At 53.5% G+C, this 14,935-nt stretch carries 9 protein-coding genes and 1 pseudogene; 4 read left to right on the forward strand and 6 right to left on the reverse strand.

Going from position 1 to position 14,935, the window contains the following annotated elements; translation table 11 throughout:
- The first annotated feature begins 363 nt into the window (after nt 1–363).
- Together KRAC_RS24615 and KRAC_RS24620 are read left to right on the forward strand one after the other, a co-directional pair.
- Nucleotides 364–1,734 (forward strand): glycine--tRNA ligase, encoded by a 1,371-nt coding sequence (locus KRAC_RS24615; RefSeq protein ID WP_211221316.1) that lies wholly within the window; start codon nt 364–366, stop codon nt 1,732–1,734.
- A gap of 289 nt (nt 1,735–2,023) precedes the next feature.
- On the forward strand, nt 2,024–3,046 hold the full coding sequence (locus KRAC_RS24620) for an endonuclease/exonuclease/phosphatase family protein (protein WP_007911825.1): 1,023 nt from the start codon (nt 2,024–2,026) through the stop codon (nt 3,044–3,046).
- Nucleotides 3,047–3,237: 191 nt separating this feature from the next.
- Here KRAC_RS24620 and dnaJ read toward each other — a convergent pair whose 3' ends face one another.
- The 4 genes from dnaJ to KRAC_RS24640 all read right to left on the reverse strand — a co-directional run bounded on the left by dnaJ (nt 3,238) and on the right by KRAC_RS24640 (nt 9,615).
- Nucleotides 3,238–4,380, reverse strand: a complete 1,143-nt coding sequence (gene dnaJ, locus KRAC_RS24625; RefSeq protein WP_007911827.1) for a molecular chaperone DnaJ — start codon at nt 4,378–4,380, stop codon at nt 3,238–3,240.
- Nucleotides 4,381–4,823: 443 nt separating this feature from the next.
- Nucleotides 4,824–6,728, reverse strand: a complete 1,905-nt coding sequence (gene dnaK / locus KRAC_RS24630) for a molecular chaperone DnaK (protein ID WP_007911828.1) — start codon at nt 6,726–6,728, stop codon at nt 4,824–4,826.
- A gap of 209 nt (nt 6,729–6,937) precedes the next feature.
- Nucleotides 6,938–7,999 (reverse strand): heat-inducible transcriptional repressor HrcA, encoded by a 1,062-nt coding sequence (gene hrcA / locus KRAC_RS24635; RefSeq protein ID WP_007911829.1) that lies wholly within the window; start codon nt 7,997–7,999, stop codon nt 6,938–6,940.
- Nucleotides 8,000–8,490: 491 nt separating this feature from the next.
- On the reverse strand, nt 8,491–9,615 hold the full coding sequence (locus KRAC_RS24640; RefSeq protein ID WP_007911830.1) for an AAA family ATPase: 1,125 nt from the start codon (nt 9,613–9,615) through the stop codon (nt 8,491–8,493).
- Between KRAC_RS24640 and KRAC_RS24645 the strand changes: the two are divergent.
- Together KRAC_RS24645 and KRAC_RS24650 are read left to right on the forward strand one after the other, a co-directional pair.
- Nucleotides 9,590–9,760: pseudogene (locus KRAC_RS24645) on the forward strand (MerR family DNA-binding transcriptional regulator); the annotation flags it as partial. The gene KRAC_RS24640 and the pseudogene KRAC_RS24645 overlap by 26 nt on opposite strands.
- Before the next feature lie 77 nt (nt 9,761–9,837).
- Nucleotides 9,838–11,133: an RNA-guided endonuclease InsQ/TnpB family protein gene (locus KRAC_RS24650; RefSeq protein ID WP_007911831.1), complete on the forward strand. Its 1,296-nt coding sequence runs from the start codon at nt 9,838–9,840 to the stop codon at nt 11,131–11,133.
- A gap of 144 nt (nt 11,134–11,277) precedes the next feature.
- Here the strand turns inward: KRAC_RS24650 and KRAC_RS24655 are convergent, their stop codons facing one another.
- Together KRAC_RS24655 and KRAC_RS24660 are read right to left on the reverse strand one after the other, a co-directional pair.
- Nucleotides 11,278–11,526 carry an AAA family ATPase gene (locus KRAC_RS24655; RefSeq protein ID WP_007911832.1) on the reverse strand — a complete coding sequence of 83 codons (249 nt, stop codon included), beginning with the start codon at nt 11,524–11,526 and terminating at the stop codon, nt 11,278–11,280.
- Between the two features lie 600 nt (nt 11,527–12,126).
- Entirely contained in the window at nt 12,127–14,727 is a 2,601-nt protein-coding gene (locus tag KRAC_RS24660; protein WP_007911833.1) for a tetratricopeptide repeat protein, read from the reverse strand.
- Nucleotides 14,728–14,935 lie beyond the last annotated feature (208 nt).

Here is a 14,935-nt window from a genome sequence, read left to right on the forward strand (position 1 = left end):
CCACATCACACCCTACTTATTCCATAACCCAAAGGTGGGGTGGGATTGAATCTTGGAGCTTGTGTGTTTATACTATAGGAAGATAATTAAGCGAAATATGTGCCAGCGTTGATAAAGAAGAGTAACCTGCGCGAGATACCAGCGAGCCGACGGAGGGTGCGAGGTCGGCAATCTACAGCAGGTGAAGGGCGCTTTGGAGCTGGCTTTCATAAAGAGTGGCTTCACTGTTTTGTGGTGAAGAAGCAGGGTGGAACCGCGCATGTCGCCAGAGCGTTGTAGTGGCCCCAGGCCTACGCTGGCAACATTCGTCCCTGGGCGGAGAGAAGACGCCTGGGGATTTTTTTATGTGGAGGTTTACCACTCATGACACAAATCGAAGAGATGCAAGAAGAGATTCAGGGAACCCCCCTGGTTCCCATCGACAAGATCGTCTCCCTGAGCAAACGGCGCGGGTTTGTCTATCCCAACTCCGAGATCTATGGCGGCGTCGCGGGCTTCTATGACTTTGGCCCCCTCGGCGTCGAGCTACGCAACAATATCCGCCGCTTCTGGTGGTGGTCCATGGTGCAGATGCACGACAACGTCGTGGGTATCGAGGGCGCGAACATCACCCATCCACGCGTCTGGGAGGCCAGTGGACATGTCGAGAACTTCGTCGATATCCTGGTCGATTGTAAGAAGTGTAAGCGCCGCTTCCGCATCGACCACCTGGACCCCAAAAATGTTGAGCAGAACAAGTGCCCGGCCTGTGGCGGCGAATTCACCGAGCCGCGCCGCTTTAACCTGCTTATGGAGACCTACCTGGGTGTGGTTGAGGGCGACCGCATGAAGACCTACCTGCGCGGTGAGGCCTGCCAGAACATCTACTTGGACTATGATAACGTTGTGAAGTCCTCACGTGTACAGATCCCCTTCGGTATCTGTCAGATTGGTAAGGCCTTTCGCAACGAGGTCACGCCGGGCAACTTCCTCTTCCGCCAGCGCGAGTTCGAGCAGTGGGACCTGCAATTCTTCGTGCATCCCAGCGAGATGGACAAGTGGTTTGATTACTGGAAAGAGTATCGCTTCAAGTGGTACCAGACCATCATCAACCACAAGGATCGCCTGCGCTTCCATGAGCATGGCAAGGACGAGCTGGCACACTACGCAAAGAAGGCGTACGACATCGAGTACCGCACAATTCTGGGCTGGCAGGAGTGGGAAGGCATCCACTGGCGCCAGGACTGGGACCTCTCGCGCCATAGCCAGTATAGCGGCCAGGACCTGAGCTACACCGATCTCAACACCAAGGAACGTTATATTCCCTGGATCGTCGAGACCTCGGGCGGCGTGGATCGCACCTTCCTCAATCTGCTGCTCGACGCCTACGAGGAGCAGCCAGATCCCATGGGCAAGGGCAATGATCGCACAGTGCTGCACCTGCACCCCTGGCTGGCCCCGGTCAAGTGCGCGGTTCTTCCTTTGCAGAAAAATAAGGAAGAGCTGGTCGGCGTTGCCAAGGATATCCATAAGAACCTGCAACGCTTCATGGTCACCCAGTACGACGATATCCAGAATATCGGGCGTCGCTATCGCCGCCAGGATGAGATTGGTACGCCCTACTGCGTCACTATCGACTTCCAGACCCTGGACGACCAGACCGTCACACTGCGCGAGCGCGACAGCATGGAGCAGATCCGTATTCCGATCTCCGAGCTGACCATGTACCTCCTCGACCGCGTCACCTGGAAATAGAAAATACTAAAAAAAGGAGGAGTGAGGCTCTGTGCAACCGATGGCTACACAGAGCCTCACTCCTCCTTTTTTTAGTATCGATAAACTTATAAATTGCTCCATTCGGGCGAAGATAAAGAGTGAGCGTAGCTTTGGTAGGGGTTACTTCGTTTTAATTGATATATGCCATGAGACTCATATTACGAAGATCTTATTCCGAAACCCTACGTCACTTGCGTGCCTAGCGCTTCGCGCTCAGGGTTTTCGGATATGAAGTAAGAAGATGAAGAAAGCTAGAGATAGATAAGATATGACTCGTATTGTTTCGTTTAATATCCTGGCTGGCGGCTATAATGTGCGTGAGCAGGGCAGCAAGCGCACGCGAGAAATTTGTAGTATCCTGCAATCTGTTAAGCCAGATATTGTTGGCGTGGTAGAGGCGACGCATCCGCAAATCCAGGAGCAGCCACGCGTCATTGATGAAATTGCCAGAGAGATGGGGATGCAGCTGGTTATGGGCGGAGAACCAGCCTATTCTGGCGACTACCAGCTTGCCCTCCTGACACGCCTGCCCATCCTTGAGACAAAAATCCACCCACGCCCAGGGATTTTGAATAAGCCCCTGCTGGAGGTCAGCGTTGAGGAAGAGAGTGGGGAGCGCCTGACGGTCTTTGTGACGCACCTATGGGCCTCGTTCTTCAAGGGCCGGGGAGGTGGCGCGCTCAGGAAGCGCGAGGTGCGCGAGATCCTGCACATCCTGGCCCCCATCCAAGAGGAGGGCAGATCCCATATCTTGATGGGTGACTTCAACTCCCTGGCACCCGGCGACACCTTTCAGGCTAGCGAACTGCTCCGCGCCCTGGTCTCCTTAGAACAGGAGAAACGAAGCAAACACAAGTTCAAGAACTACGCGGACGGTGTACCCACGCTAAACTATGTTGTGCCACCGCCCCTCCGCTTCCTGATCCCCGTGCTGCGTATTATTCCACGCAGCCAGGTGCTAAGCGGGCTGTTTAACCTGGCGGCCTCGCTCTACGCACCACGCGCGAGTATCGGCCTCCTGCTGAAAGCGGGCTATGTCGATTGTTTCCGCAAGAGGGCCCCGCGCGATCCCGGCTTTACCTGCCCGGCCATAGCGCCGGCCGGGCGCATTGACTACATCTTCGCCACCCCTGAACTGGCACAGCGCTTAGAGCAATGTCAGCCCATCCTGATGGGCAATGGCGTCCTTGGTAGCGCAGCCAGCGACCACCTGGCGATGACGGCAAGCTTTATCAGCCAGCCAAGTAAGACCACCACCCAGCCAACCACCGAAGAATCAATAGTAGGTTAGATAAATATAAAAAGTGAGGCTGAGCATAATGCTCAGCCTCACTTTTTATATTTATCTAACCTACGCTATGTGCAAATTTTTCCTGCCGCCTGCGGTGGCGAAGGGGATAGAATTTGGGGACACCCCAAACCCCGCCAGGGGCGCTGCCCCTGGACCTCGTCCGCGCAAGCATGCACATTGCGTTATCTAGTCTATTGGAAGACGTCTTTGGTTTTCTCGAAGAGGTCGCGGAAGATGTTCTTGCCGTTCTGCTCGTTCTGCTCGCGCTCGATGCGGGCAAACTCTTCCAACAGGGTTTTCTGCTCGGGCGTCAGGTTGGTTGGCGTCACGACCTTGACGATGACATGCTCGTCGCCACGGGCGCTGCTGTGGACCACGGGAATGCCCATGCCCTTGAGGCGGAAGGAGCGATTGCTCTGCGTGCCGGCGGGAATCTTGAGCATGGTGGTCTTGCTATCGACGGTGGGAACCTCGACCTCGTCGCCAAGCGCGGCCTGTGTGAAGCTAATGGGCAGTTCATAGAGCACGTCGTTGCCCTGGCGCTTGAAGAAGGGGTGTGGCTTGACAGTCAGGACGACATACAGGTTACCAGGCGTCCCTCCACGGGAGCTAACCTCGCCCTCGCCCGTCACACGTACGTTGATGCCGTCATCGACGCCAGCGGGAATGTTGACCACGACGCGGCGGTTATTGCGCACACGGCCCTGGCCACGGCACTTCTCACAGGGAGTCGTAATGACACGGCCTTCGCCACGACAGCGCTCACACATCATGACATTAACAAACTGGCCAAAGATCGACTGCTGCACGCGGCGGATCTCGCCCGTCCCCTGACAGGCGGAACAGCGCGAGGTAGAGGTGCCAGGCTGGGCGCCGTTACCGTGACAGTTGCCACAGGTCTCCCAACGGGGCAGCTCGATTTCTTTCTGACAGCCAAATACAGCCTCTTCAAAGGTAATAGTTAATTCATAGCGGATGTCCGCGCCACGCTGCGTACCCGTACGGCGGGTTGTTCCCCCTGTAGACCCCGCGAAGAAGGTTTCGAAGAGATCATTAATGCTACCGAAGCCTTCAAATCCATTGAATCCGGCACCTGCGGCATTGGCACCAACGCCAGCATGGCCGTAACGATCATAGGCGGCACGCTTCTGTGAATCGCTCAAGACCTCATAGGCCTCGTTGATCTCGATAAAACGGGCTTCCGCTCCCTGCTCTTTATTAGCGTCGGGGTGATACTGTTTAGCAAGGCGGCGGAAGGCTTTTTTGACCTCATCATCCGTCGCTGTGCGGGCCACCCCTAGTACTTCATAATAATCTCGTTTATTTGCGGCCATCTACCGGTCCTTTATCGTCAGAAACAGGGCGCGTTCTTTTCCGCGCTACTGGGTAACGTCTATCAATCGAAGAAAGGCAAGTTAAGAAGAAATTGTATCAATTAACAAGCTTACACCATAGCCAGGAGATACGCAATGCTTGTAGTACCGGACAGGGTTTAAAAAAGGAATCCCTTTTCCTGCTTCTCGGCTCGCAAGCTCGCCTGTGGGTAGGAGGGATGGGCGTGTGGGGCGGACATTTGCCCGCCGCAGACGCCCATCCCTCCTACCTCTGAGCGTCTGCGGTGCTGGCTGCTCACACGTTTGTTACATCTCATTATATGTATCGGTTAATGGGAAAGAAACTCAATGCAATTCCTAAGTTTGTAGCTTTGTGTGGGATGTGGTGGGCTAGAAGGAAAAAGGGCAAGGGTACTACACGTGGTAGTACCCTTGCACCATTATTACATTTCCTTGTATTCGCCCTCAATGGTGTCGTCACCAGTGTTGCCACCCTGTGACGCGCCCGGGTCAGCAGTCGCACCTGCACCTGCGCCAGCCTCGGCACCAGTGCGGTAGATCGACTCACTAATCTTGTAGAAGGACTGCTCAAGAGCCTCGCGCGCGGACTTCATGCGCTCGACGTCGTCGGTCGCCAGAGCGGCACGCACGTCAGCGATCTTGGTCTCCAGCTCGCTCTTCTGCTCACCAGAGATGCGGTCGCCAAGCTCGGAGAGAGCCTTCTCGGAGCGATAGGCCGCGCTATCGGCCTGGTTGCGCTCCTCGACCTCTTCCTTGCGGCGCTTGTCCTCGGCAGCATGGGCCTCAGCATCCTGAACCATGTTGTTGATCTGCTCCTTGCTCAGGCCGCTGGAGGGGTGAATGGTAATCTTCTGCTCACGATTGGTGCCCTTGTCGCGCGCGGACACGTTCACGATACCATTGGCATCGATATCGAAGGTGACCTCGATCTGTGGCACACCGCGAGGAGCGGGTGGAATACCATCCAGGATGAAGCTACCAAGCGAGCGGTTATCCTTGGCGAACTCACGCTCACCCTGCAGGACGTTGACCTCTACGCTAGGCTGGTTGTCGCTAGCGGTGGAGAAGATCTGGCTCTTCTGCGTCGGGATAGTGGTGTTGCGCTCGATCAGGCGGGTGAAGACGCCACCATAGGTCTCGATACCCAGAGAGAGCGGCGTGACGTCGAGCAGGAGCACGTCCTTCACGTCGCCAGTCAGCACACCAGCCTGAATGGCGGCGCCGATGGCTACGACCTCGTCGGGGTTTACGCCACGGTTAGGCTCACGGTCGAAGATGCGGCGAACCATGGTCTGTACGGCAGGCATACGGGTCTGACCGCCAACCAGAACGACCTCGTTGACATCACCAGGGCGCATTCCAGCATCGGAGAGCGACTGCATCACCGGCTTGCGGGACTTCTCGACCAGGTCCTCGGTCAACTGCTCCAGTTTGGAGCGGGAGAGGGTCATGGTCAGGTGCTTTGGTCCGCTGGCGTCGGCGGTAATGAAGGGCAGGTTCACTTCTGTCTGCATCGAGCTGGAGAGCTCTTTCTTGGCTTTCTCAGCGGCCTCTTTCAGGCGCTGGAGGGCCATGCGGTCCTGGCGCAGATCGATGCCCTGCTCCTTGCGGAACTCGTCGGCCAGCCAGTTGATGACGCGCTGGTCGAAGTCATCACCACCCAGGTGTGTATCACCATTGGTGCTCTTGACCTCGAAGACACCATCGCCCAATTCCAGGATGGAGATATCGAAGGTACCACCACCCAGGTCATATACCGCGATGCGCTCATCTTTCTTCTTATCGAGACCATAGGACAGCGATGCGGCGGTTGGCTCGTTGATGATGCGCAGGACCTCGAGGCCTGCGATGCGGCCGGAGTCGCGTGTCGCCTGGCGCTGAGCGTCGTTAAAGTAGGCGGGAACGGTGATGACAGCCTGAGTCACGCGCTCGCCCAGGTAGGCCTCGGCGTCGGTCTTCAACTTCTGTAGAATCATGGCCGAGATTTCTGGGGGGCTGTACTGTTTGCCCTGAACCTCAACCCAGGCATCGCCATTGCTGGCGCGCACGACCTTGAAGGGCACAATGCGCTTGTCGCGGTCGACTTCGGGGTCTTCAAATTTGCGACCCATGAAGCGCTTGATCGAATACACCGTATTCTCGGGGTTGGTGATGGCCTGGCGCTTGGCAACCTCGCCAACAAGACGCTCGCCATTTTTATTGATAGCGACAATCGAAGGAGTGGTACGAGCGCCCTCAGCATTAGGAATAACGACGGGCTCGCCGCCTTCCATAACAGCAACACAAGAATTGGTGGTTCCCAGATCGATACCGATTACCTTTGGCACAGTTGCCTCCTAAAAAAAAGAATCAAATCTATAAGCATTTGAATTTCCGCTGTAGCGGGAATTCTTTGGTTGGTGTTTTAATTAGTGCTCTGTGCAAGTCTTTTCTGCCGCCTGCGGCGGCGAGGGAGAGAAGGAGTTGGGGACACCCCAAACCCCGCAAGGGGCAGCGCCCCTTGACCCCGCTTATACGAACTTGCACATCATGTTAATTAGTTGCCGCCGTAAAGTTCGGAGAGGAGTTCGTTCATGACGTTTGCCATATAGCGAACAACGGCTATGGCGCGATCATACTGCATGCGTGTCGGACCGATCACGCCCAGCAGGCCACCAACACCACCCTCCTGACCATAGCGCGCGATTACCAGGCTCACATCCTTCATCTCCTCCCACTCATTCTCGCCCCCAATAATCACCTGCACACCATCGGATGGTTGATCTCGCAGGTGCGAGGCAAGCGCGGGAAGGAGACGATTCTGTTCAAGCACCTCAAGCACATTACGCACACGCTCGTTGCGAGCGGTTTCAGGACCGAGACGGCTATACTCTGGCTGCTCCAGAATATTGATCACGCCCTCGCGGTAGAACACATCGCCAAAGAGATCACCATGCTGTTGCAAGATGTGACTAATGGTATGTGCGACAAGCTGTTCAACTGGAGATAAATCAACCTGTGAGGCGATCACATCGATCTCAGTGGCGGTTCTCTCCGCGAACAGCGAGTTCAGGCGCTCCGACAGTGCACTAAGCCCATCCTGTCGAATAGGCCGATCCAGCAGCAGGCGTTGCTGCTTCACCGAGCCATCGGTGAGCACCAGCACCAAATGGGCAGACAGCTCAGTCACCGCCAGGATCTCAAAGTGCTTCAGACAGCCCTCGTTGGAGCGAGGAGGCGTCATGATCGCAGCGCTGTGTAGCAGGCGAGCCATAACCGAAGCCGTGAGGCGAACCCACTGATCCAGCTGGTCCTGCACCTGGTAAAATTGGTGACGAATAAGACGTTGCTCATCGAGTGACAGTGCCGACTCTCGCATGAGATGCTCAACAAAATAGCGATAGCCCAGGTCTGTTGGCATACGTCCGGCAGAGGTATGGGGCTGAAAGATGAGGTTCGACTCCTCCAGGCCAGCCAGTTCATGGCGAACGGTGGCGGAGCTATATTTCAGACCATACTTGCGCACAAGAGTCTCAGACGCAACAGGGGTCGCGGTATGGATATATTCTTCAACCAGAACCCGCAGGATCTGTTGCTTACGTTGACTCAATGGTGTCATCAAGACTGCCCTCGATTGTTGACGTACCGATCCGTGATAGCAATATCACACACCCATGACATGTACGATGATACAATGCTTGTCAACTCTGATTGCTAGCAGTCTCGACTTGAGACTGCAAATAAAGAATAGCACTCGACCGGGGGCATTGTCAAGAGGCGCAATGCTTTTGGTCAAGAAACATGCTCAGGGGCCACGCTGGGGAGGGGACGACGCTGCTCAAGCACACGTCTTCATATTATGGGACGGAGTGCTACATGGCGCGAGGTGCTACGCGCCGAGTTTTTTTAAAAAAAGAGCATTGTCGTGATAGATTATGAGATGTGTTCATTTGGGGCATTTTTTGGCTTGCGCCGGACTGCCATAAATGGCATTCGGACGCGCTGAAGCTGGTCCCTACCGACTCTTGGAGCCGTTTTGCGTGAGTGGTTTCTTTCTAAGCGCAAGAAATTGGTGCCTAATAACATATAGTAGTCTGTAGGTTTTGGTGTTTACTGGTTAGGGCTGGGGTTATTGAGTTGGTTGGGATCGGGGTTTCCGCTTTTGGGAGTTAGCAGCGTATAAGAATGAGGGGTGAGATTGTGAGCGATCCTGGTTTGGGATTCGAGGGTGGTAGGTGTTTGAGCGGAATTGGAAGAGTCATTGGGAGAGGATTCAGCAGCAGTAGAGGATTCGGGGGTAAGGGTATCTTCAGAGTCGGGGGAGAGGAGAATGTGAGCGATCTCGAATTTGGGTTGGCAGGGATGCTGGGCCAGGAGTTCGGGAACGAGAGGCTTGATGAAGGGGTGGAGAGTGTAGCGGCCGTGGGAGATAGTGGTGAGCAGGTTGGCTTTGACCATTTTGCTGAGGAGCGGGCGCACGCAAGTGTAGTCGAGGCCAAGCGCGGCTGTGATCTGGGCGGGTGAGAGGGGGTGTTCACAGGTATGGATAAGATGGAGGATGGCGAGGCGTTCGGGGGTGAGCGCTTTATGGGCGCTGAGGGTTGTGAGGGCAAGGCTTTCCGCGAGGGAGGTGTGACGGAAATGGATGTGAGAGGTTGGGCAATGGAGGGTGAGTGAGAAGGGAGCGAGCGAGGAGCCGAGGATATCGAGATGGTAGTAGTTGGAGACGGGAAGACGTTTGAGATGGAGGTGATGATCGACAGAGGCGATCAGGGAGGAGGAGCGCTTGCAGGTGTGAAGGACGAGAATGCTGATATTCTGCTGTTCGGCGAGGCGGCGCAGGAGGGCGAGCAGTTCGCGGTCATTGCCTTTGAAGAGGGGGCGCAGCGAGGCCAGGTTATCGATTACCAGCAGGCGTATATCGGAATAGTTGGAAAGCCAGCTTTGAAGCTCAGGCAGGCCCTCGGTGGGCGTGAGAGGGGCCCAGGTATTGGTAAAGAAGAGATTGTTGGGTGGGGGAGTGCCGGGCTGGGCAGCTAGCAGGCGCGAGCGGAGGTCGTGAAGGCGAAGCAGGGAGTGGTCGAGGCCCAGGTAGAAGGCGCGACCACGAGTGGATTTGAAGGGTTGGGAGTCATCGGGAGCATTGCCAGCGAAGGGAGATACATACCAGGTATTGACAACGTGTGCGAAAGTAAGTGAGAATAAGGAGATGTACGCAGTCGTACCGTTTGCCAAGCAGGTGGATGTCAGCGTGAAAACAGTGCAGCGCTGGGATCGAGAAGGCAGGCTCAAAGCCAAAGGAACGCTTTCTGGGCGTCGCTCCTCTCATGAGGTCGATCTGACCACGGCGCTCAACCTTCCGAAGCTGCCAGCCGCTCGCTGAACGATCGCCACTTGCCGGGTGTCGAGTCCTGCTCGACCGGAATTCCCGCAAAGCGGGAGAAAAGGCGCTCAAGGATGAAAACCGCGCACAAGATCCGGATGAACCCCACCCCTGAACAGGTGGAGTATCTCAAACGAGCCTGTGGCACGAGGCGCTTTATCTACAACTGGGGACGGGAGCAGTGGGAAAAGCAATATCAGGCGTACAAAGCCGAGCAGGAAAGCGTTCCCCAAGAGCAGCGCGTGCTCAAACCGCCACATGCGTTCGCACTCAAGAAGCAATTCAACCAGATCCGGGAGCAGGAGTATCCGTGGACCTATCAGGTGACGAAGTGTGTGGTGGAGGGTGCGTTCGATGACCTCAAAAACGCCTATGACAACTTCTTTGCGGGCCGAGCGAACTACCCGCAGTACAAGAAAAAGGGGAAGTCGCACGAATCGTTTTATCTCTCCAACGATAAATTCACCTTGGGAAGCCATTGGATCTCGATTCCCGGACTTGGCCGCTTCATCCTCGATCAGCGCCAAACGAAGAAGGACCGAGGCAAGCTCTTACGCAAACTGGGAACGGTGAACCTCGCCGAAAAACTGCGCTTCGTCGAAAAGGGGAAAGCCACCACACCCAGGAAGAAGCGCAACCAACGCAAGCACGTCGTGTGCGAACGAGTCAAAATTCTGGGGGGGACCGTCAGCTGTGAGGCGGGCCACTGGTACGTCTCCGTTCAAGTAGACATCACGCGGGAGCGCCTCAACGCTCCCGAACCAGTGGTGGGGGTGGATGTAGGCTTGAAGCAAGCTGCTGTGGTGAGCGATGGACGCAGGCTTGAGAACCAAAGGCCATTAGCGCTCCATCTCAAGAAACTCGGCAAGCTGCAACGCAAGCTGTCAAAGAAACAGAAGACGAAAGACCCTCAAACCAAGCGAACCGTGTTCAGCAAGCAGCATGAGAAGCAACGACTCAAGGTGGCACGCAAGCATCAGCAGATCGCCAACATCCGGCGGGATGTCCAGCACAAGTTCACGACCGAACTGGCGCGCACCTGTGGGGCCATCGGCATCGAAGACCTCAACATCCTGGGGATGATGGCCAACCGGAAGCTCTCGCGTGCCGTGGCCGATGCCGCGATGGGGCAACTGTTGCAGTTCCTCAAGGCCAAAGTAGCCAACGCCGGGGGCGGTCTCTTCATCGCCTCGCGCTGGTTCCCTTCGACCAAACGCTGTTCGTGCTGTGGGCAGGTCAAAAAGCGCATGCCGCTCAAACACCGCACCTATCAGTGCGTCGCCTGTGGGCTGGTGATCGACCGGGATCTCAATGCCGCCTTGAATCTCCTGTGGTTCGCAACACAACAGCTTCGCCAGCTTCACGCGTAAAGCTGGCCGTCCTGGAGAGTGGCTACCGCCGGACGTAAAATGCCTGGGGAGTTGATGTGAGACCGAAACGGGAGGGCCGATCCAAAGGTTCCCGTGCGCTGGCTATCGACGATGAAGCAGGAAGAACTGACCGCTCGGGGGTGTTTACACACGTTCGAGTATGAGAAAGGTAGCAGACTGACCCTGTACGACGTTGAGCATGAGTTGGAGGGCGAGGGAGGTTTTGCCGGAGCGTGATTCGCCACTGAGGAGGGTCAGGCCAGTGGGAAGCAGGTTCTGAATGGGCCAGGTGTTTACCATGGGCGAGGTTGGAATGAGGTCATTCAGGCCGGTGAAGGGCATAAAGGGGCGGGCGAAGAGGTTGGCGTAGGCCTGGTGATCGAATTTTGTCATGTAAGCCTCCATAGGAAAGTAGAGGGACGTTTTCGAGAGGTATACATATAGTGGGTACGAGGTGTGTCGCACGGCGCGCCAGGGGGCACGACGCTGCTGAAACACGCGTCTTCATATTATGGTACGAGAGATGGCGCGCCCCCAATGACGCTGTGAGGGGACGAAACGTCATGCGCTGCTAAGGCAGCGCACCACTCCGTATGAAAACGCCAATACAAGAGCTTTGTAGGCGTTTTCAGAAGACGCTGCTGAAACACACGTCTTCATATTATGGTACGAGAGACAGCGCTGCTGGATATCTATAAAGGGTGCCACCTGAAGGTAGCACGGCAGGTCACGTATTACATATTATGGTATGTGATATATATATATATAGTATGCCCGGCTGGAAGTGATTTGTCAAGCAAAAGAGGATATATCGAATAAATTGAGTGAATGGCTCCCCTATACGTATGAAGTGAAGGGGTACCCCCGCCCATGCAGGTGGGGCATACATATCAAAGGCGCAGATGCCCCCCACCTGCATGGGGGTGCTGCTATTTGTGTGCGGCTATGTGTTAGGGGTGGGTGTTATGCTTTTGCTTTCATGCCAGGCAGCCGTTATTCCTGACTACTTAATTGCTGACTGGTATATTTGTTTGGAGACTGTGTTCTCGAGATCCACTGGGCAACGGCGGTGCTTTGTATATCTTCCAGGTGCTCGAAAAGAAGTTGGCTTTCGCTTGCATATGCAATTGCTCGTTCTTTAGCACCCATCTTTGCTGTTACCTGTGCCAGCCCAAAGAGCCCTTGCGCAAGTAATAATTGTGCTCCAAGCTTACGAGCCTCTTGTAGCATTGTTTGATAGGATTCCCTGGCGGCATCAAGTTTGTGTTGCACGAAATAAAGTCGCCCCCACTCACCTAGCGTTTCACAGATAAGCCAGCGATGCCCAATCTCCTGAGCGATTTGCAAGCTTTCTTGCAAATATGCTTCTGCTGACTGATAGCGTTTCAATGCACCTTCTAACATCCCCAGATTTTGGAGTACCGAACTAATGCGAAATTGGTTTTGAATGCTTCGCGCAATGGCTAAACTCTCTTTTGAGAGTTCTACTGCTTTGTAATATTGCTTTTGATGAAAGGCGAGCATTCCCTGATTCATAAGGAGAGCGCTTTGCCTTTGACGATCATTGATCCGATGCGCAATTTCTAAGCCTTCATAATAATAGGCATCTGCTTGCTGATACTTTCCTTTTCTCGCAGCTTTAACTCCCAAGTTCTGTAGTAGGATGGCTGCAAGTGTGTAGTTTTTTAGCTGCTGAGCAATTTTCAAGCCCTGCTGATAAAACCCTTCAGCTTGCTGGCTTTTGCCCTGACTATCAGCGATTTCCCCCAGATACCAGAAAACAAGATCTTCATAAGACTTATCATGCTGTTCCCTCACAATTTTCATGCCTTTTAAAACATAGATCTCCGCATGAGAATAGTTTCCCTGTTCAATGAAAACTCCACCAATATAAACATAAAAGCGTCCAACTAATCCTTGCAGTTCCCCTTGTTGAGCCAAAATCAATCCTTGCTGGTATGCATATTCAGCTTCTTGAAAATTGCAAATACGTTCTGCAATCTTTCCCAGATACAGCCAGATTTTTGCACCGCTATCATTATCGTTAAGCGCCTGAGCCACAGTTTGTGATCGTGTAAGTAAGCGGTGGGCGAGTGGATAGGGACTTTGCGTCTCTAAAAATGGCGCGAATGCCAGTACTCCCTGGAGAAAGAGCGTATATATCCCCTGATCAAAAGCGAGTTCTAGCGCTATAACAATATTTTGCATGTCGTTTTGCAAAATATCGTTATCATATTGATGATCCTGCACGAGCTTAATAAAAAAAGCCGCCATACGTGCTGATATATCCGTGTCTGCGCGATGCAAGGCTGCATAATCAGCGATAACCTGGTGTAACAGATAACGGCTAGACACTGAGCTTTCGACCAACCCGCTATCAACGAGTTGATCTAACGTCTCATTAGTAATGGCGCAGATAGTAGTTGCAGCTTCTTCAGAGAAACTGTGAGGTTTAGGAGGAAATATTGATAAGGCATATAAAGCTTGCCTTGCCTGTTCTGTTAATGAACTCAAACTTATATCAATGGCAATCTGTAACGAGTACGGTGTACCCACCGGGAGAGTTGAGGAATGATGCCATACAAGGTGAGGATTAGCAATATTTAACCGCTCTGTGGCATGCAGGCGTAAACGGTCTATCGCGCTATGTAAGCGCCGTTGCTGACCACTATAAGCTTGCAGATACAGATAATGTCCTATCAAGGTAAGCGCAAGTGGAAGACCTCCAACAACTTTGATCAATTCCTGGATATCTTGCACATTATGAGGTACTATTTCTGGCACTAACTGTTCGAGGAGTTTATGGCTGTCTTCATCTGTTAACTCTTGCAAACGCACTACATTGTTATATGCAAATGAAACCCCTAAAGCTGGAAAGCGAGTGGTAAGTAGATGCACACAATTGCGTCCCCCAAGGCGAAATATACTAGCATCCGTTAGCTCCCAGGCATCATCTATGATAATGAGCATGCGACGCATACCAATATAATCATGCACATATTTTGCCCAGGCATCCGGTGTAGTAAGTTTTCCTGTTTCTAGCTCATTGAGCCCTAGCACTCTTCCCCATCTACTCATAAGTTCAAGAATTCGTGGCTGGCGCCCTAGCCCAACCCAAAGGATACCGTCCTTAAAATTACGTTGAATGTGAGGATGTTGCGCCAGAGTTGTCACCAGGGCAGTTTTACCAACTCCTGGAAGCCCAGTGATGGCATAAGCCGTACCGCCATTACATATCAGACCGATAAGCTCGTCAATGAGTTTCTGGCGGCCAACCAGGGTCTGTTTTTTGTCCGAAGTAAAGGGAAGCGCTGGATCACAGAAATATGTGGTGTTATGGGTGACCTCGTCATTGTTTTCATCTTGCTCGACGTCATTGTATGAGGTGAAACCTAGTTGTTCGGAACTTTTATTAAAGAGCGTGCATAGTTTAAAACGGAATCGGGGGCCAGGTAAAGTTCCCTGTTTCTCCCAGCGATTGACGGTAACGACAGTAACTTCTAACCGATCCGCAAGTTCTTGTTGCGTCCAACGACGCCTTAGCCTCTCTTCCCGTAGCTTAAGATTAGGTTCCGGCTTTCGAGATATGCCCATCTTTGATTTTCCCTATTGTTCGCACAAGCTACATTAAAGACTTTAAATATATGACTGGATTATACGAGCAGCATGTTAAAAAGTCAATATTTTGATAATAAAAATGATATCCTCTGCTATATTTTAATTTAACTCATACATGCTACACTCCTCAATAGTAAGACTTGAGCACAAACTTCGATATTTAACACAGTATGTGTTCAGCTGC

The organism is Ktedonobacter racemifer DSM 44963, assembly GCF_000178855.1.
In the GTDB taxonomy this organism is placed as follows: Bacteria; Chloroflexota; Ktedonobacteria; order Ktedonobacterales; family Ktedonobacteraceae; genus Ktedonobacter; species Ktedonobacter racemifer.